The organism is Kordiimonas laminariae (assembly GCF_023008165.1).
GTDB classification, from domain to species: domain Bacteria; phylum Pseudomonadota; class Alphaproteobacteria; order Sphingomonadales; family Kordiimonadaceae; genus Kordiimonas; species Kordiimonas laminariae.
Genome location: NZ_JAKQZA010000001.1, coordinates 489,075 through 507,057, shown reverse-complemented (window position 1 = coordinate 507,057; position 17,983 = coordinate 489,075). Strand labels below are relative to the sequence as shown.

Here is a 17,983-nt window from a genome sequence, read left to right as displayed (position 1 = left end):
TCAGAGAATACACAAAAAAAACGGGCTCCGAAGAACCCGTTTTCTAAATTCCGAATTTTCGGTGTGCTTAGCCTTCAACAGAAACAAAAGCTTTGTTGCCTTTGCCTTTGCTGAATTTAACCTGGCCTTCAACAAGAGCGAAGAGAGTGTGGTCTTTGCCCATGCCTACGTTTTCACCAGCATACCAGCGTGTACCACGCTGACGAACGATGATGTTACCAGCAAGAACTTGCTCACCACCGAATTTTTTCACACCAAGGCGGCGACCAATACTGTCGCGGCCGTTATTGGAACTACCACCTGCTTTTTTATGAGCCATTAGAGTGTCTCCTTAGCTTATAGCTTCAACGGACGCGGACTTAAGCCGCAGCTTCTTCAGTTTTCTTCGCAGCTTTTTTAGCTGTCTTAGCGATCTTAGTCACACGAAGTACAGTAACCTCCTGACGGTGGCCAACTTTACGACGGTAGTTGTGACGACGCTTCTTTTTGAAAACTGTTACTTTTTTGTCTTTCTTTTGCTCAAGTACTTCAGCAGTAACATTAGCGCCTTTTACAAGTGGCTCACCCACTTTAACGCCTTTGTCATCACCAACCATCAGTACTTCATCAAGAGTGATTGACTTACCAACTTCGCCGTCAAGCTTCTCAACTTTAACAACGTCGCCTTCAGTAACGCGGTACTGTTTACCGCCTGTTTTAACGATTGCGAACATCAAATGTTCCTTTCAATTCTTACCGCAGTAAACCGGGTGGGGCTTAACCCTTTGAAATATCCCACACTTTGGGCGGTTTCCGCTGGCTATAGTTACATAGCAAAAGAGGCAGCAGGAATCGCTTCCTTCTGCCGAATGGGCGGAATATACGGATTTGGGGCTAAGAGTCAACCAGAGTCTGCCTATCAGCAAGGTAGGCTCTTTAAGTAAATTGCCTGTGAGCATAGAATAATTGCATTGGGTATCAGGAAAAGGAAAGCTATAGCTTTTGAAAACCCATAGCGAGATACCGGGATGATACTGAACAGCTTCATATTACTCATAAGCCTGTTTTTGCCGTTAGAGCAAAAGAGGCAGGGAGATATTCCTGTCTATAGCTATGAAATTGTGAATGTTTATCCGCATGACACTACAGCCTTTACTCAAGGGCTTTTCTTCAAGGATGGCTACCTTTTTGAGAGCACGGGGCAGGTTGATCAATCCACTATCCGTAAAGTGGAGCTGGAAACAGGAAACACGGTGCAGGTAGAGAAGTTTCCAGCAGGTATATTCGGGGAAGGTATTATTGATTGGGGGGACCGTTTAATCGGCCTCAGTTGGCGGCACCAGACGGGATTTGAATGGGATATCAATTCCTTCAAGATGAAGGGTACATTCGAATATCCGGGTGAGGGCTGGGGGCTAACCCGCAATGATACGCATATTCTGATGAGTGACGGGACACCGGCGATCCGGTTTCTTGATCCGGAAACGCTCAACGAAGTTCGCCGGATAGAAGTAAAAGCCCAAGGGCGCCCGCTGATAAACATCAATGAACTGGAATGGGTGGATGGTGAGATATTTGCAAACATCTGGCAGACAGATTTTATCGCAAGAATAAACCCTGAAAATGGCGATGTTGTTGGCTTGATAAACCTAAGAGGTTTGCTGAGCCGTGAAGATATTATTCCTGGTTATACGGATGTTCTGAACGGCATCGCTGTTAATGCTGAAGGCAAATTATTTGTAACTGGGAAATACTGGCCAAAGCTTTTTGAGATACGGCTCGTTAAAATAAAATAGTTGGGAGGGCTTTATGAGCACGATTATTGGTGCGGTGGTGCAGGCTGGCACGCCGCTTTATGATAAGAAAGCAACTTTTGAAAAACTGGCAGACCTGATCAGCGATGCAGCAAGCCAGGGTGCGAAGCTTGTTGTGTTGCCTGAAGCCTTTATTGGTGGCTACCCCAAAGGATTGGATTTTGGCGTGAGGCTTGGCTCGCGTACGCCCGAGGGCCGTGTGGAATTTCAGCGCTATGTAGAAAATGCTATTGAGGTGCCTTCCGCTGATACAGACCAGATTGGTAAAATCGTTCAAAAATTGGATGTTTATCTGGTTGTTGGTGTTGTTGAGCGTGATGGCGGTACGCTTTATTGCACCAGCCTTTATTTCAGCCCTGATGGCGGCATGATTGGTAAGCACCGCAAGCTTATGCCAACGGCGCTTGAACGTGTAGTGTGGGGCTTTGGTGATGGGTCAACGCTCGCTGCCCCTAAAACCGAGATCGGCACACTTGGGGGCGCTATCTGTTGGGAAAATTATATGCCGCAGCTTCGCCTTTCTATGTACGGTAAAGGTGTAGAGTTTTACTGCGCCCCAACGGTGGATGATCGCGATGTATGGCTGCCGACAATGCAAACCATCGCTCTTGAAGGCCGCTGCTTTGTGCTTTCCGCCTGTCAGTATATGGAACGTGGGTACGGCCCAGAAGATTATCATCCGGTACAGGGCGAGGCTGATGATACAGTACTGATCAGGGGAGGAAGCTGCATTATCTCTCCCATGGGGGAAGTGTTGGCAGCTCCGGTATTTGGTAAGGAAACCATCCTTACGGCTGAGATGGATAAATCAGAAATTATCCGTGGTAAGTATGATCTGGATGTGGTGGGCCATTACGGCAGGCCAGATATTTTTAGTTTGCATGTGAATGAGGAACCACAGAGCACGTGTAAGTAGGAGTGCCGCGATTAAGCGGCAATCCCTTTTTTCACTGCAAAGAAATACTCATGCCCAAGATAGAGTGAATAACAAGGAGAGAATTTAGCGATAATCTCTTCTTGTTTTTCTTTGTTCATCAAATTCCATTCGGAGAGAATGAGGTTTGGTGTCCGCCTTTCTAGATCAAGTGCTTTAAGGATTGTGTAATCGTGTCCTTCACAATCTGTTACCAGAAGGTGCAGGTTGTCATAAAAGCTGTGATCCAGAAGCTCGTTGATTTCCACGAGGCGAGCCATTTGCTTCTCAAGAGTTTCTTGTATCTGCACATTAATGGCCAGATCTGTTTCCTGCGAACCATCTGATGTTTCATAAACATCATCCATCCCATTTTTATTGAATTCTAGGGTGGCCATGCCTTGTACCCATTTGGGCAGTTTTTCGCTCTGTACGGCATGTAAAGGAATATATCTTAGCTCTGCTTCGCCGTTACGGTCTGATACAGCGATATTCAGGAAACTTACATTTTTACGGCTTGCGTAATTCTGAACCAGAGTACGGAAGTAATCCACAACAGGTTCTATGAGTGTAATATGGATGTCCTGTCTATCCTGGATATTATGATAAACAGGGTCATAGGATACACCATCATTGGCACCGATCTGCATAACCTTGGAATTTTCCGGGCTGTCTGTAAGAGCAGATATAAACTTTTGCAGAAGGTCTTTGTCCTGAAGGTCTGTATAAAGTTTTGGTTCGTTCGTTACCGCTTGCTGTTGGGTAGCGGAACCGTAGCGCATCTGCAGCTCTTCACATTTTGCTACATATTCAGTTTTTTCCTTATCATTGGAAAGAGTCCAGAAGATAGCGTCAGGGCTGCAGCCCACATCGGAAAGAAATTTAGCATCAATCAAACTGACATTATCTTGGGCATACATATAGCTGCCAAGCAGAGCCATTTGGTCAATATACCAAAAGACTTGCGCTTCTTCTTGGCTGTAAAAAGCACTGTAGAGATAATTAGCGCAGCGGTTAATGAAGCCTTTGCCAGCATCAGTATGGGGAATAAAAACAAATGGCGCTGATATCGTATCCCAGATGGGGCTTTCACCAATGTAATAAAGCGCGATGTTTTCTTCAGTTTTATAAAATTTTTCCAGAGCTTTTTGATTATTCAGGAGGGAATCCGCATCAACAATTAAATAATCGGTTTTAAATTTTTCAATGAAGTATGCAGCACGAATGAATCTCAAAGAGGCAAGGTATGTAGGTCTTTCTGAAAACTCGTCTTCACTTGTTTCACTAGAGACAATTAATTGAGGTCCCTCATACCCATCCAGCCATGCTAAATCTTCTGTCGTGGGGTTCATTAGGTGAATGTGAACGGTATGGAGGTTTTGGCTGTTTTTCAGTGAAAGCAACAAGTTCTGGGCAAACTTGCCGAAGTAGCCACTGTCACAACTACATAGTATAACAGGCTTTTTAGCGAGTTGGTCCATACTGTCCGGCACTTTATGGAACGTTATATTGGTATCATCCAATATTTGTGCAGAAGCTTGACTATTCATTTCAAAAAGTTCTGCGGTTTTAAAGGGTAGAACCTGGCTAGGGCTTCCCATTAAAAACAAACTAAACGTAAAAGCTTTTGGTAAGGTGCTGTGCAAATTCTTACCGTTTTGGAGTGCTTTCTTTGAAGCTGGAATTGCTTTGCCGTAATCCTTCGCCAATGATGCAAGAAGCCCTTGAACAGACCAGGCATCAATATGGTCATCATTGTAGTAGGTGCAGAGCTGAAGATATGTCATGGCATCTGCATAGTGTGCAGCACGTACAAATATAAGGCCAATCAGGAAATATAAACTATCATCATTCGGGTGGTTTTTAATAAGCGATCTAGCAGAAGTAAGTAAGTCCATACGAGACATCGTACGAAAATTATTCATCATTTCCTTCAGAAGAAAAAAACTCTCTTCTGGTTTGTTTGCCGCTTTAGCATCACCGTTATCAAAACGTTTGGTGAGGGTATCAATATCTAGCTTCTTATAAAATCTGGGAACTGCAGCTTTAACAGAAGATAATATTTGCAGATAATAGGGGTTAGAGAGATGAATCCCTTTATAATCAATTTGCTGATGTAAATTGCTAAACGTCATTACTTTACCGAGAATACTACATATAAAAAGTGGACTAGAGTTGTAACATTCTAGTCCACTTGTATTCCAGTAAAATTACATGATTAAGCATCAGGTAAGCGAAGGTTCACTCCGCAGCTGCTTTTGCCGCGCTTCCGCCTAAAATCCGGTTCTTTGCTGTTGCATACTCATCCATCAACCGTGCAACCACTTCACCTGCTGGGCGAATATCCTTCACAGCGCCAATACCTTGGCCGCAGCCCCAAATATCTTTCCATGCTTTAGATTTTTCATTACCGCCAGAACCGAAGCTCATCTTGGACGGATCGCTTTCAGGCAAGTTGTTTGGGTCCATGCCCGCAGCTTCGATGGAAGGCTTCAGATAGTTCCCGTGAACACCGGTGAATAGGTTGGTGTAAACAATATCATCTGCAGCATAATCCACGATGGATTGTTTGTAAGCCTGATCGGCGTTTGCTTCTTCAGTTGCGATGAAGGCAGAACCAATATAGCCGAGGTCAGCACCCATTGCTTCAGCCGCTAAAACAGCATCACCTGTTGCAATAGAACCAGATAGCGCCAGCGGTCCATCAAACCATTCACGAATTTCCTGAATAAGCGCGAACGGTGATGTTGTGCCAGCATGACCGCCAGCGCCAGCGGCAACAGCGATGAGGCCATCAGCGCCTTTCTCAATCGCTTTCTTTGCGAACTTATTGTTGATGATGTCATGGAGTACGATACCACCATAAGAATGGATAGCCTCGTTTACTTCAACACGTGCACCAAGCGATGTGATGATAATCGGCACCTTATATTTCACACATAGTTCCACATCGTGCATCAAACGGTCATTTGATTTGTGTACAATCTGGTTCACTGCGAACGGTGCTGCTGGTTTATCTGGGTTGGCTTTATTATAGGCATCAAGCTCTGTTGTGATTTTGATGAGCCATTCTTCCAGAACCGGACCTGGGCGAGCATTCAGTGCAGGGAATGAACCCACAATACCCGCTTTACACTGTGCAATCACCAGATCAGGGTTCGAGATAATGAAAAGGGGTGAACCAATCACCGGAATACGCAAATTATCAAACTGTTCAGGTAAAGCCATGTTTCCCTCTCTACTAATTCTATTGTGCTTTTTGCTTAGCACTCTCGAAAGAGAGAATAGATTTATGGACCCAATAGTCCAATTATTATTGAAAATTAAAAAATCCATCCCGCTCGCGCTGTGATCACCGAACGGTGAAACCTGTTTATTGGTGTCATCTTAGGTACCGCCATACCATAGTCGATATTGAATTAGGCAGATGTTTATGTGGTTTGTTTTTTTTAAAGGTATGTTGAAATGGGCACAGCTTTTAGCGTGTGTATCTATTCTGGCTGCGTGCGGTAAAAGCTATGTAACGCCTGAAACGGTTGTGAATGCAAAAGAAGGTGTAGGTATTAAAGGGTATGATCCTGTTGCCTATCATGCTGCTGCCAAACCCGCTGAAGGTAATGCAGAGCAGGCTTATGAGTATGCGGGTGTTACTTACCATTTCTCAACGGCGGAAAATAAAAATGCCTTCGCATTGGCGCCTGAAAAATACATTCCCGCATATGGTGGTTATTGTGCCTATGCCATGTCTCTTGGTAATGTTGTCGATATTAACCCAAAAAACTGGGCGGTGGTTGATGGACAGCTTTATCTTAATGCCAATGGTTTTGCTCAGGCCCTTTGGAATCTGGATAGACAAGGCAATATCCAGGATGCCAACAGAAAATGGAGCGCTATCAAAACGAAGGCGCTTGAACCCTCTCCGGAAAATGTTAACCAACAGTAGGACCTCCCCCTATGTTTGATCCTCACTTCCCTGATGCAGATATGAATTTCTGGCACAATACCAGCGAACTTGGTGTTGCTGGAACTGGCTTTGCCCTTCCGGGCGCACCGATTTCCACGCCTGAGCTTCTCGCACATATGGAAAAGCAGTTTGGGCTCGAATGCGCAAAACGTGGCCGTATTTACGCTGAGAAAATGAATATCCAGCACAGGCACATTGCGCGCGATCTTCTGGAGCGTAGGGAAGGCCCAAGGGAGGGGCATAGTAACCCTGATCTGGCTGCTCAAGCGATTAAGGAAGCCCTTGCTGATGCAGGTATGGTGGTAAGTGATCTTGGTTATATCATTGGCCATACGGCAAGCCCGGCGCGTCTTATTCCTAACAACATGGCGTTTGTGGCAGATAAGCTCGAATACCGTGGGCCTTATATGGAACTAAGGCAGGCATGTACGGGCTTCGCCAATGCACTCGCTATCGGATACGGCATGCTTTCTGGCCCAAGCGCAAAGCCCATTGCTATCGTGGGCTCTGAAACCGGTTCTGCTTACTTTGATCCTGAGCGGGTGAAAGAAGATGCAGGCCAATTGGTGAATTTGGTGCAGATGGGTGATGCGGCAGGCGCGATTATTCTTGTACCTGAGGGATACGAAAGCAAAGGCAAGCTTTCCCACAGTTTCTTCGGGCATATAGGCCTCGGCCGTGAACCTGGGTTTACAGTACTTGAAGGTGGTTCAAGCGCACCCTTTACAAGTGGTGACGTGATTGAATTTGCTCATGAATTTGGCTCTGTACGTGTGAACGGGCCAGAGCTGTTTATCGCAGGTATTCAGGCATCGCTTTCCATCGGCAGCGGCATTGAAGATGTGAACCATATTATCCCGCATCAGGCGAACGGTAATATGGGTGCATTGATGGAAGAACATATGGGCATGGATGGCAGCCGTGTCTTTGTGAATGCGCATAAGCGCGGCAATACAGGCTCAGCCGCTATCTGGCTGGCGCTTGCAGAACTTAGAAAACAAATGGTTGGGGGGGAAACCGCATTGATACTGGGAGCTGAGGCAACCAAATATCTGTATGGTGGGTTCCGGTACACACATGGATTATGAACCACTTCTCAGCGTTTCCGTGCTTCAGAAACGCTTTGGTGAACGTATTGCAATTGATGGCTTTGATCTGACCCTTGAAAAAGGGCAGGTGTATGGGCTTTTGGGGGCTAATGGTGGCGGTAAAACCACATGCCTTCGTATGCTGGCAGGGCTTTTGCCACCGGATGGTGGCTTTGGCACGGTGCTTGGCTATAACCTTGAAGGAGGGGATAGAAAAGCGTTTGAAAGTATGCGTCACCGTGTGGGTTATATGGCGCAGAAGCATTCGCTCTATGATAATCTCACTGTTGAAGAAAATCTCCGTTTCCGGGCTGATGTTTACTGCCTGAAGGATGCCAAAGCGGCTGTTGCGAAACTTATTGAAGAATTCGAACTAGGCGAATACCGAAATGCCCGTGCGCGCGAGCTTTCAGGTGGCTGGGCACGAAAGCTTCAACTTGCCGCGGCGTTGGTGCACGGCCCTGAACTGGTGCTGCTTGATGAACCAACGGCCGGGCTTGATGCTTATGCTAAAGCCGAGGTGTGGGAATGCATCAGTAAACTGGCCGATAAGGGCGTTGGCGTTATTGTTTCCACCCATGATCTGATGGAAGCACAGCGGTGTGATAAAGCCAGCTTCTTTGTGGATGGTTCTATTGTTGCGAGCGGTACACTGGATGAGATTATTGGGCAATCTCTCGTAACCCGTGTAACTTTCTTGAGCACTGATTATGAAAGCTACCTCAAGGAACTTACCGAACAGCCTTACACGCTCAGTATCGTAAAGAAAACCGATGGCTCATGTCTTGCCTTGCCTTCTGAAGAACTGCCTGCCTTGATGGAGTTCTCGGAGCGGAAGGGAATACCAGTTCAGATGCAGGCCCCAACGATTGAAGATGCAGCGCTTGCGCTTGTGCGTGGTTGGTCAGAAGAAAAGGGCGGGCTTTATGTTCAGTAATATCAAACGCCGCCTGCACCGAATTACGGCTGTTGCCCGGCTTGAGACTATTCAATTGATGCGGGAACGTACCACGTTTTCCCTGATTGTGTTGATCCCTCTTGTGCAAATTATCCTTTTTGGGTTCGCTGTGAATATGAATCCTAAGGATGTACCTATGGCTATTGCAGGCACGCAGGATGGGCTTTATGAGCGGCTGGAAACGATTGCAGAAGGAACAGGTTATTTTCTTCCGCTGGATGGACTCTTGCCGCAAGGAAGTGCCGAAGCACGCGTGCGCAGCGGACAGGCGCTTATTGGTATTGAACTGGCGGAAGAAGTCGATTTTGATGATCTGGAAGCGGATGCAAAACCGCTTACGGTATATGTTGATGCGTCCGACGCGCAAGCAGTGGCAGCGGCAGCTAGTATGATGGAAAATGCTTACCTGAAGCACTTGCTGATGGGGGAAGTTGGGAACGCTACTTCCAATACGGTTTGGCTCTATAACCCAGAACGAGAAACCGCCTGGACAATAGTACCCGGCCTTGTAGGTGTGGTGATTATGATCAGCATGCTTATGCTGGGTGCGCTTTCACTGGTGAGCGAGCGGGAGCGGGGCACATGGGAAACACTTCTCACGACCCCGGTTGAAGGGCTTGATGCGCTTTTTGGCAAGCTTAGCCCGTGTGTGGTTATGGCGCTTTTGCAGGCGGTACTTGTTGTGGTGGCAGCGAATGTGTTGTTCAGTGTACCCATGAGCGGAGTTGCAGCGCTTTTGTTGATTGTGGTGCCGCTGTTTGCTGTTGCGCATTTAATGCTCGGTTTCGCTTTTTCAGCCCTCGCACAAACACAGTTGCAGGCCGTGCAGGGGGCCGTGGCTTTTTATCTGCCTTCCATGCTGCTTTCAGGTTTTATGTTTCCTTATCAAGGCATGCCAATCTGGGCCAAGGTGATTGCTGAGATACTACCGCTTACGCATTTTGTAAGGATGGCACGTGGTTTGATGCTAAAGGGGCAAAGTTTTGCAGCCGTGGCACATGAACTGCTGCCCATTCTTATCTTTATGGTAATTGCGATGCTGTTTGCTCTCAGGGCATACCGCGCGAAGCTGGACTAACTTTATCCCAAATAACTGTTTGGCAAATACTGCTTGTGCCGATGGGTTTTGGCATTCAGTATCCGTTTTATTGCCAAACGGTTTTCGGGGGTGAAAGCATAATGAAGCTGAAATTTCTTGGTATCGCTGCAGCGTTTATGATTTCAAGCGCCAGCGTGGCTGCGGATAAAGCAACAGAAACAGTGGTGCTTATCACTATTGATGGCCTCCGCTGGCAGGAACTGTTCACAGGCGTGGATAGGGCCTTCTTCGACCAGAAGGATTATATCGCCTACAAGAAAACCCACGGTGATTTTAAAAAGAAATACTGGCGGAAAACAGGTGATGAACGCCGCCGTGTGATGATGCCGTTTTTCTGGGATACGGTCGGCAAGGAAGGCCAGTTATACGGAAACCGTGCAAAGGGCAGTATTGGTAACATCACCAACCAATTTCATTTTTCTTATCCGGGGTATAGCGAAATCCTTACAGGATTTGCGGATGATGCCCGTATCACCAGCAATGATAAAATACCAAACCCGAACCGCACCATTCTTGAATGGTTGAACGGTAAGCCTGCACACAAAGGGAAGGTTGCTGCATTCGGTTCGTGGGATGTATTTCCGTATATTGTGAATGAAAGCCGTTCCGGTGTGCCTGTAAACGCTGGGTTTGAAGCGTATGATGAAAGTGTTTCACCAAGGGTGAAAGAACTGAACAAGCTGCAGGAACAAATTCCAAGTCCGTGGGATACAGTACGTCTTGATGCCTTCACCATGGGGTTCGCCCGTGAAGCAATGGCAAAGGAAAAGCTTGATCTCGTCTATATCGCCATGGGGGAAACTGATGATTTTGCCCATGATGGCCATTATGATCTTTATGTGGATGCTGCACACAGAACTGACCAGATGATTAGTGATTTGTGGGTATGGTTCCAGTCTGACAAGCGCTACAGCGGCAAAACCACCATGATCATCACAACAGATCATGGGCGCGGCAGTGAAAGCCTTGAAGCATGGAAATCCCATGGACGGTTTAAATACCGGAAAGAAGACGGTGCAGAAGCTATCTCCAGTTACAAAGGCGATACGGAAATCTGGATGGCGGTGATAGGGCCAGATACCCCTGCGGTAGGGGAGGTATCCGGTGGGCCTGTCGTAACCCTTTCCCAAATAGCAGCAACAACCGCCCGCTTCCTTGGGTATGATTATAAGGGTGACCACGCAGGGAAAAAAGCAGGCGCTCCCATCAAGGAAATGATGAAGTAAGAAGGTATTTGTTTGCTATCATCTTACAAATTGAGGTGAAGGCAATTTTCGAAGTATGAGGATGTAAATGAATAGGTGTTTCTTAGTTTTTCTTGTCTTTTTAAGTGTGGCGGTTAAGGCTGAAGAGAGGATAAAGGACAGGCGTTTTCAACTCGAAGAAAATTTGTGTGTTCACAACATAGACGGTGTTGAGATATTTCGAAATGGCACTGATTTTTTGATTGTAAAACTTAAGATTAAAGACACTGTGCTGCTGACATATATGGGCAACCATCCGCAAACATCGGTTAATTTTAGTGCGCTTTCCGAGCAATTACCGCCTTTAGTTCAGGAGGCTCCTTTTATCCTGATCCAAGGTACTAATGTTTATCGTCAAATGAATGAGTTTTTCCCAGCTTACCTGCATTTTATGGGAGTTGAAGATCTGTCTATTCTCGAAGACCTTAAACATATTCAAGTCACAGAGAAATGTGGTGAGGTAAAATCTGATTAGGTGATTTACTTCTGCTGCATGCTCATCGGGTGCCAAACATCTATAATGCATTAATTCGTAATGTTTATATCATCCTATCAAACTTGAAAACGGCTGATTGATTTCTGAAAAACATGTCCTAATCGTCCGAACAAGTCGCCTCAACTGCCTGTTTTCTATAGGTCGTGCGCCCAAGATTGAATTTTGCACAAGGTTCGAATTATATTCATTTTTATAATCGAAAGTTTGGCATCCCGTGATGTTCAGTGTAGGGTAAAACCTAGATATTGAACCCATTAACCAAGAAAGTTTTGAAATGCGTGTTCTAACCTCCCTTCTTCTCGTCGCATTCCTTGCAGCTTGCGGCAGTTCGGAAAATGAAACTCAGAAAGAAGCACCTGTTAAAGGGCTTCGGGTTTTTGAAGTAACCCAATCAGCATCAAAGATGCTGCGTACATATCCAAGTGTTATTCAGCCATCAGAAGAAAGTAAGCTTTCTTTTGAAATCTCAGGCCAGCTTGGTGAAGTTTCATTGGAAGTGGGAGAGCGGGTGAAGGCTGGTGATGTGCTACTGCAGCTTGATGATACATCGCTCAAGCTTGAGGTGCAGCAGGCGCGTGCGGCCCTTGAGCAAGCGGAAGCTTCTGAGAAAAATGCCCGTACGGATTTCGAGCGTAAAGCAGCGCTTCTTCAATCAGGCAACGTAACTCGCGCGGCATACGATTCCGCTGATACACAGCTTAAAAGCTCTGTCGCACAGGTGGAACAGGCGCGCCAGCAACTTGGTCTTTCAGAAGAAAAACTTGTTAAATCAACCTTGAAGGCGCCGTTTTCTGGTGTGATTTCAGCCCTTAATGTAGATTCCTTTAATACGGTTTCACCGGGCAATGCAGTGCTTACTCTTTACGGTGAAGGTACGTATGAAGTTGCCTTTAATGTGCCGTCTACTGTGATCAATGACCTGAAAGTGGGTGACCAAACGAGCGTTGAGGTTTCTGATCTGAACCTTACTGGCCTGAAGGGGCACATTAAGGAACTAGGTTCTCGCGCACAGCAGGTTTCTGCGTTCCCGGTGGTGGTTGTTCTTGAAGACAGCAACAGCAACCTGAAGGCTGGCATGCCAGCTGAAGTGGAAGTTTCCGTGAACCTCATTGGCGGTACAGAAGGGTTCCTTGTGCCTATCCACTGTTTTGTGCTGAGCGAAGCGGGTGAAATGGACCGTGCTCGTGCGGTGCGGGATGAGCATAAAGATACCAACCTTCTTTATGTGTTTGATCCTGTCTCCTCAACAGTGAAAGCCCGTGAAGTGGTGATTTCTGGCGTACGTGGCAATATGGCGATTGTAACATCTGGCTTGAACGCTGGTGAGCTTATCGCTTCTGCTGGTGTATCTTACCTGAGCGACGGCCAGAAAGTTCGCCGTCTGCCAGACCTGCGCTAGTTAGGGGAATTTTCATGTCTCTTACTGAATTTGGATTATCCAAATCACGGTTCGCCTACTTGCTTATGGTAGGCCTCGTGATGGCTGGTTTTATTCTATATCCGAACTTCTCCAAGCGGGAAGATCCGGAAATTACCATCAGAAACGCGCAGGTGGATGTAAAATTCCCCGGCCTGCCGCCGCAGAAGATGGAAAAACTGATTGCCGAACAGCTGGAACGCAAGGTTCGGGAAATCAAGGAAGTGAAGGAAATTAACACGGTTATTAAAACCGGTAGCCTTCGCACCAGCGTTACGCTGAAAGATGAATATTCTGATCTGGATGGTATCTGGCAGGACCTTCGGGATAAAATGAATGACCTGAAGCGTGATTTGCCTTCTGGCGCACAGGGGCCGTTTGTAAACACAGATGTGGGCGACGTGGCGATTGCCACTATTGCGCTTACGGCTGAGGGTTTTTCCTATAACGAGATGGAAGAAACCGCAAAAGATCTGCAGCGCACGCTTTATACTGTGAAAGGTGTGGCCAAAGTTGAAGTTTCTGGCGTGCAAGAAGAACGCATCTGGCTTGAGCTTGATGCCCGGCGGTTCGCCACTATCGGGGCGCAGGTAAACACGCTTATCGACAACCTGCAGAAGCAGAATATCATTCTGCCAGCGGGTGAGCTGAATGCGGATGGCGCTTCTTTCCAGCTCGAAGCATCGGGTGATTTCCAGAGCGTTGAAGAAATTGAAAACATGCTCATTAAAATTAATGATGCAGGTGATTTCGTACGTCTGAAGGATTTGGTAACGGTGAAACGCGGTTATGTTTCACCGAAGCAGAAACCAATTTTCTATAATTTGCGCCCTGCTGTTGTTGTAACAGTGCAGATGCAGCCAAGCTTTGATATCCAGCAGGTGGGTGATGGTGTGAAGACCGCCACTGAAGCTTTCGAAGATGGCCTGCCGATTGGTTATAAGCTTGATTTTGCAACCTTCCAGCCAGCTGAGGTAACTAAATCAGTAAACAATGCGCTTAGCAACGTGGGGCAAACCTTCGTTGTGGTGCTTATTGTGGTTCTTTTGTTCCTTGGTGTGCGCTCGGGTATTGTTATCGCCTCCATTGTACCGTTTGCGATTATGTTCTCGCTGATTGGAATGTCCGTACTTGGTATTGCGCTTGAGCAGGTTTCCATTGCCGCGGTGATTATCTCCCTTGGTCTTCTTGTGGATAACGGGGTTGTGGTGGTGGAAGATATTCTCCGCCGGATCAAAGAGGGGCAATCAAACCATGAAGCAGCGGTTGGCGCTGGCAAACAGTTTGCTGTGCCGCTTCTTGTATCGTCGCTTACAACCATGTTTGCTTTCACGCCCTTCTTCCTACTTGTGGGGAACGAGGGTGAATATGCCTTCTCACTAGGTACCGTTGTGGTGCTTACGCTCACGGGTTCATGGCTTTCTGCCATGTATTTCATGCCGCTTATCGCCGCTAAGGTGTTGAAGCTTTCAAAGAAGGATATGATACCTGAGGAAGAGCGTAAGCCGTCTAAACTGGCGGAGATTTACATGCCGCTTCTTCGCACCTTTACCAAGCGTGCGGGTGTTGTTGTGCTGGTGTGTTATGCCCTTGTGTTCGGTTCTATGCAGCTCTTTGGGTATGCGAAGAATGAAATGTTCCCGGTCAGTGAGCGCGGTGAAGTGCTGATTTATATGGATATGCCAAAGGGTGTTCATATTGAAGCAACAGAAGCCGTTGCCAAAGCAACGATGCGCTATATCGCTGATAAGGATATCAACCCTGAAGTGGTTGATCATATCGCTTATGTTGGTGATGGTGGCCCGCGTTTCTATCTGGCGCTTAGCCCTGAGGACCCTGATCAGGCATTTGCTTTCTTCCTTGTAAACACAAGTTCGAATGAAGGCGCAAATAAGTTTGGCGAACGCTTCAAACGGTATGCATTTGAAAATATTCCTGATGCTGTGTTCCGTGTGAAACGCCTTAGCATGGGCGCGGGCGAAAGTGGCACGGTTGAGATCGAGCTTTCTGGCCCTGATGCATCCCGTCTTCTTGATATGGGTAATGAAGTGAAGGAAATCTTCGCGCAGGCTCCAGGAGTGATTGAAAACAAGCATGACTGGGGTCAACGAGTAATGAAATTCCTGATTGATGTTGATCAGGATAATGCTCGTCGCCTTGATATTACGTCAGAGCAGATGGCGCAGGTGCTCAGCGCTTATTTTGATGGGTATCAGATTTCGGATTTCCGTCAGGCATCAGAAACTATTCCGATTATGCTTCGTGCTTCAGAACGGGACCGTAACAGTGTTGAAGACCTTCTGAACATTGTGCTTCCGGGCCCGGATGGTTTGATGTCGCTTGAGCAGGTGGCAACGCTGAATACCCAACTTGTTATGTCACAAATCCGCCGTAAGGATCAGGTGCGCACAATCACTGTTCGGGCGAAAAGCAACCAGCTTACTGCGCAAGAGCTCTATAACACCATTGAAGCTGATCTGAACAAGGTCGATCTATCTGGCGGCTATAAAATCACGATTGGTGGTGAACTGAAGGATTCGTCTGAGATCTACGGCAAGCTGGGCGCAGGCCTTCCGTTTGCTTTCCTTCTGATGATCCTTGCGGTGGTGTTCCAGTTCAACTCTATGCGCCGCAGTGCTATCATCTTTATGTCAGTGCCGCTGGCGCTTATTGGGGTGCCGGTTGGGCTGCTTGTAACGGGTGAGCCGCTTTCCTTCTTCGCAACACTTGGCATTATCAGCCTTGCGGGTATCGTGATTAACAACTCCATCGTGCTTGTTGATCAGATCGATATTGAGCGAAAGGAAACTGATTTGTTGAGCGCGATTGTAGCGGCAGGGGGAAAACGCCTTCAGCCGATCCTGCTTACATCCATCACAACGGTGGTTGGCCTCCTGCCGCTTTACTTAACGGGTGGTGCGCTGTGGTCTCCGCTCGCGGCAGTGATGATGTTCGGTTTGGCGATTGCGTCTGTGCTTACACTCTTCTTCGTGCCAGCACTTTACTACATGTTCTATCGCCGTGAGGCCGCGAACGCGTAAGACACAAGAAAGCTTATCAAGGCAAAGGCGCCCCAAGAGGCGCCTTTTTATTATGGCATGCGAACGCCGTTGTAGGCTTCAATGATGCTGTACCAGTCTTCCCTGTCCAGCGTGCACTCAAGGGCTGCAACAGCTTCATCAAGGCGTTTGGTTTTGATGGTTCCTGTGATGGGGATAATCTTCGCAGGGTGTGCCAGAAGGAAAGCAAGGCAAACAGATGCATTATCTGTTTTATGCTTGAGTGCGATGGCATCAATCACTGCTTTTATGCGCAGAAGGCGTGCGGCTCTATCTGTGCTCAAGCCTTCTGTATTCCCAGTAATTAGGCGGCCGTGCCCAAGTGGGGACCAGGCAATAGGTGCAATCTGCATTTCCATACATTGATCAAGTAGGCCACCTGTCATCGGGTTTATCTCGAACGGTGAGATTTCAAGTTGGTGGGCTACAATGGGACTATCTAAATAGGATGCCAGTGCGCTTACTTGTGAAGTGGTGAAATTGGAAACACCGATATGCTGGATTTTCCCAGCGGCTTTAAGCGCTTCAAGAGCGCTTGCCAATTCTTCTGGGTGTGTGAGCATATCCGGGCGGTGGATATAGTAGAGATCAATGGTTTCTACCCCAAGGCGTTCTAGGGAAGCTTCGCAGGCGCTGGTGATATAATCCCGAGACTGCACATAAGGCGCGCCCAGTTCTTTGTTGATACCGCCCTTGGTCGCGGTAAAGGTTCCTTTGAATATCTCTGGCGATGCTTCACGTGCTTTGCCAAGCAGAGCTTCGATGCTGCCGAAACCTAAAGGTGATTTGTATCCGTATATGTCAGCGCTGTCAATTTGATCAAAACCAAGAGAACGAGCGTGTTCGATAACAGCCACCGCATCGCTGACGGATTTTGGATCAAGGCCCATGGTGCCGAAGGCGAGGGGGAAAGATGTTAATCCTGATTGGCCCATAGGGCGTGCGTCTTTTGAAAGGGGGAGAGAGAGTGCCATGTGATTCTCATGTAATAATAACAAGTTGCAAAAACGAAGGGTTATAGTGGCTTAATTTTGGTCGATGTCTACCTAAATGTCGCACCGCAAAGCTCAAATTGGGGACAAACTGACGCAGTTAAAGGCATTTTTTGTGACAAGCTGCCGCACAGACATTCCCTTTTGACAAAAGTCAAACCAACTTCCGGCCCAACAACTTACACCTTTAAGCATGGTGTAATACCTATAAGGGCCAATATTGTGGAATACTTCTTACAGCAATGCCAAGTTGCGCTGGACGCAAACGGCAGCATTATCTTTTCGCTGTTCCTTGGCGGGCTGCTGGGAAGTGCGACCCACTGTGTTGGTATGTGTGGGCCCTTTGTTATGGCTCAGGTTGGCGGTAAAAAATCGGGCGGTGAAGAAGGTGTATTAAAACGTCTTCAAGCTGCGGCGCTTTTGCCGTATCATCTTGGCAGGGTCACAACATACATTCTCCTTGGGATGGTCGGAGCAAGTCTTTCCCAATTCTTGGTAGGTACACCTGTGCAGCGCGGCGTAGCTTTTGTGCTCCTAAGCGTTGCAGGACTTTTGTTTCTAGTTAATGCAGTTCCGAGTTTAAAGCGCTTGGTTAAAGCTAACACTGGATTGGTGGTTGGCCAGAAGTTTGGACATATTATCGGAAGATTGGCCCGTCCTTTTTTCGCGAACCCAGATCCTTTGCAGCGGTATGCTCTTGGCATTCTACTTGGCTTCTTGCCTTGTGGCCTTGTAGTTGCCGCGGTGATGGCAGTTGCTGCTACAGGGCACGCCGCTACAGCCGCGTTTGGCATGTTAGCTTTCGGGGTAGGAACCGTACCTTCGCTTTTTCTTGTTGGAACTGGAACTCAATTTGCGCTTAACCGCTGGCCCGCCCAGGTCCGCTCGGTTGCAGCGTTTGTTATGGCCGTAAATGGCGTCAGCTTAATGGTAATGGCTGGCGGTATGGTCTTGTGAGGG

16 protein-coding genes are annotated in these 17,983 nt (G+C 47.3%); 11 read left to right on the top strand and 5 right to left on the bottom strand.

Annotation, left to right across the window (positions count from 1 at the left end; all coding sequences use genetic code 11):
- Positions 1-67 precede the first annotated feature (67 nt).
- On the bottom strand, positions 68-319 hold the full coding sequence (gene rpmA, locus MF542_RS02395) for a 50S ribosomal protein L27 (protein WP_247015559.1): 252 nt from the start codon (positions 317-319) through the stop codon (positions 68-70).
- A gap of 40 nt (positions 320-359) precedes the next feature.
- A complete protein-coding gene (rplU, locus tag MF542_RS02390; RefSeq protein WP_247015557.1) occupies positions 360-713 on the bottom strand; it encodes a 50S ribosomal protein L21 in 354 nt (117 codons plus the stop codon).
- 294 nt (positions 714-1,007) lie between these two features.
- Between rplU and MF542_RS02385 the strand changes: the two genes are divergently transcribed.
- Both MF542_RS02385 and MF542_RS02380 read left to right on the top strand, forming a co-directional pair.
- Complete coding sequence (locus MF542_RS02385) at positions 1,008-1,775, top strand: glutaminyl-peptide cyclotransferase (protein ID WP_247015555.1); 768 nt, start codon at positions 1,008-1,010, stop codon at positions 1,773-1,775.
- Between the two features lie 13 nt (positions 1,776-1,788).
- Positions 1,789-2,709, top strand: coding sequence for a carbon-nitrogen hydrolase family protein (locus tag MF542_RS02380; RefSeq protein WP_247015553.1), 921 nt, complete (start codon positions 1,789-1,791; stop codon positions 2,707-2,709).
- Positions 2,710-2,720: 11 nt separating this feature from the next.
- Here MF542_RS02380 and MF542_RS02375 read toward each other — a convergent pair whose 3' ends face one another.
- Both MF542_RS02375 and MF542_RS02370 read right to left on the bottom strand, forming a co-directional pair.
- Entirely contained in the window at positions 2,721-4,841 is a 2,121-nt protein-coding gene (locus MF542_RS02375) for an FkbM family methyltransferase (protein ID WP_247015551.1), read from the bottom strand.
- Between the two features lie 106 nt (positions 4,842-4,947).
- A complete protein-coding gene (locus MF542_RS02370; RefSeq protein WP_247015549.1) occupies positions 4,948-5,934 on the bottom strand; it encodes an NAD(P)H-dependent flavin oxidoreductase in 987 nt (328 codons plus the stop codon).
- Between the two features lie 205 nt (positions 5,935-6,139).
- On the opposite strand from MF542_RS02370, the gene MF542_RS02365 reads away from it, so the two are divergent.
- The 8 genes from MF542_RS02365 to MF542_RS02330 all read left to right on the top strand — a co-directional run bounded on the left by MF542_RS02365 (position 6,140) and on the right by MF542_RS02330 (position 16,013).
- Entirely contained in the window at positions 6,140-6,649 is a 510-nt protein-coding gene (locus MF542_RS02365; protein WP_247015547.1) for a YHS domain-containing (seleno)protein, read from the top strand.
- 11 nt (positions 6,650-6,660) lie between these two features.
- Positions 6,661-7,758, top strand: coding sequence for a 3-oxoacyl-ACP synthase III family protein (locus MF542_RS02360; protein WP_247015545.1), 1,098 nt, complete (start codon positions 6,661-6,663; stop codon positions 7,756-7,758).
- On the top strand, positions 7,748-8,695 hold the full coding sequence (locus MF542_RS02355) for an ABC transporter ATP-binding protein (protein WP_247015543.1): 948 nt from the start codon (positions 7,748-7,750) through the stop codon (positions 8,693-8,695). Before MF542_RS02360 ends, MF542_RS02355 begins: the two co-directional genes overlap by 11 nt.
- Positions 8,685-9,794, top strand: a complete 1,110-nt coding sequence (locus tag MF542_RS02350; RefSeq protein WP_247015541.1) for an ABC transporter permease — start codon at positions 8,685-8,687, stop codon at positions 9,792-9,794. Before MF542_RS02355 ends, MF542_RS02350 begins: the two co-directional genes overlap by 11 nt.
- Before the next feature lie 101 nt (positions 9,795-9,895).
- The gene (locus MF542_RS02345; RefSeq protein ID WP_247015539.1) at positions 9,896-11,041 is read left to right on the top strand and encodes an alkaline phosphatase family protein; all 1,146 of its coding nucleotides are present in this window, start codon (positions 9,896-9,898) and stop codon (positions 11,039-11,041) included.
- 67 nt (positions 11,042-11,108) lie between these two features.
- Complete coding sequence (locus MF542_RS02340; RefSeq protein WP_247015537.1) at positions 11,109-11,534, top strand: hypothetical protein; 426 nt, start codon at positions 11,109-11,111, stop codon at positions 11,532-11,534.
- Between the two features lie 295 nt (positions 11,535-11,829).
- Positions 11,830-12,954, top strand: coding sequence for an efflux RND transporter periplasmic adaptor subunit (locus MF542_RS02335; RefSeq protein ID WP_247015536.1), 1,125 nt, complete (start codon positions 11,830-11,832; stop codon positions 12,952-12,954).
- A 14-nt stretch (positions 12,955-12,968) separates the two neighbouring features.
- Positions 12,969-16,013: an efflux RND transporter permease subunit gene (locus MF542_RS02330; RefSeq protein WP_247015534.1), complete on the top strand. Its 3,045-nt coding sequence runs from the start codon at positions 12,969-12,971 to the stop codon at positions 16,011-16,013.
- Positions 16,014-16,063: 50 nt separating this feature from the next.
- Here MF542_RS02330 and MF542_RS02325 read toward each other — a convergent pair whose 3' ends face one another.
- The gene (locus tag MF542_RS02325; protein ID WP_247015532.1) at positions 16,064-17,005 is read right to left on the bottom strand and encodes an aldo/keto reductase; all 942 of its coding nucleotides are present in this window, start codon (positions 17,003-17,005) and stop codon (positions 16,064-16,066) included.
- A 240-nt stretch (positions 17,006-17,245) separates the two neighbouring features.
- Here MF542_RS02325 and MF542_RS02320 point away from each other — a divergent pair, with 240 nt between their 5' ends.
- Complete coding sequence (locus MF542_RS02320) at positions 17,246-17,980, top strand: sulfite exporter TauE/SafE family protein (RefSeq protein WP_247015530.1); 735 nt, start codon at positions 17,246-17,248, stop codon at positions 17,978-17,980.
- The last annotated feature ends 3 nt before the right edge of the window (positions 17,981-17,983 follow it).

Excerpts from the sequence above, each read along its gene's own strand:
- rpmA (WP_247015559.1), bottom strand. The coding sequence starts at position 319 with ATGGCTCATAAAAAAGCAGGTGGTAGTTCCAATAACGGCCGCGACAGT.
- rplU (WP_247015557.1), bottom strand. The coding sequence starts at position 713 with ATGTTCGCAATCGTTAAAACAGGCGGTAAACAGTACCGCGTTACTGAA.
- MF542_RS02385 (WP_247015555.1), top strand. The coding sequence starts at position 1,008 with ATGATACTGAACAGCTTCATATTACTCATAAGCCTGTTTTTGCCGTTA.
- MF542_RS02380 (WP_247015553.1), top strand. The coding sequence starts at position 1,789 with ATGAGCACGATTATTGGTGCGGTGGTGCAGGCTGGCACGCCGCTTTAT.
- MF542_RS02375 (WP_247015551.1), bottom strand. The coding sequence starts at position 4,841 with ATGACGTTTAGCAATTTACATCAGCAAATTGATTATAAAGGGATTCAT.
- MF542_RS02370 (WP_247015549.1), bottom strand. The coding sequence starts at position 5,934 with ATGGCTTTACCTGAACAGTTTGATAATTTGCGTATTCCGGTGATTGGT.
- MF542_RS02365 (WP_247015547.1), top strand. The coding sequence starts at position 6,140 with ATGTGGTTTGTTTTTTTTAAAGGTATGTTGAAATGGGCACAGCTTTTA.
- MF542_RS02360 (WP_247015545.1), top strand. The coding sequence starts at position 6,661 with ATGTTTGATCCTCACTTCCCTGATGCAGATATGAATTTCTGGCACAAT.
- MF542_RS02355 (WP_247015543.1), top strand. The coding sequence starts at position 7,748 with ATGGATTATGAACCACTTCTCAGCGTTTCCGTGCTTCAGAAACGCTTT.
- MF542_RS02350 (WP_247015541.1), top strand. The coding sequence starts at position 8,685 with ATGTTCAGTAATATCAAACGCCGCCTGCACCGAATTACGGCTGTTGCC.
- MF542_RS02345 (WP_247015539.1), top strand. The coding sequence starts at position 9,896 with ATGAAGCTGAAATTTCTTGGTATCGCTGCAGCGTTTATGATTTCAAGC.
- MF542_RS02340 (WP_247015537.1), top strand. The coding sequence starts at position 11,109 with ATGAATAGGTGTTTCTTAGTTTTTCTTGTCTTTTTAAGTGTGGCGGTT.
- MF542_RS02335 (WP_247015536.1), top strand. The coding sequence starts at position 11,830 with ATGCGTGTTCTAACCTCCCTTCTTCTCGTCGCATTCCTTGCAGCTTGC.
- MF542_RS02330 (WP_247015534.1), top strand. The coding sequence starts at position 12,969 with ATGTCTCTTACTGAATTTGGATTATCCAAATCACGGTTCGCCTACTTG.
- MF542_RS02325 (WP_247015532.1), bottom strand. The coding sequence starts at position 17,005 with ATGGCACTCTCTCTCCCCCTTTCAAAAGACGCACGCCCTATGGGCCAA.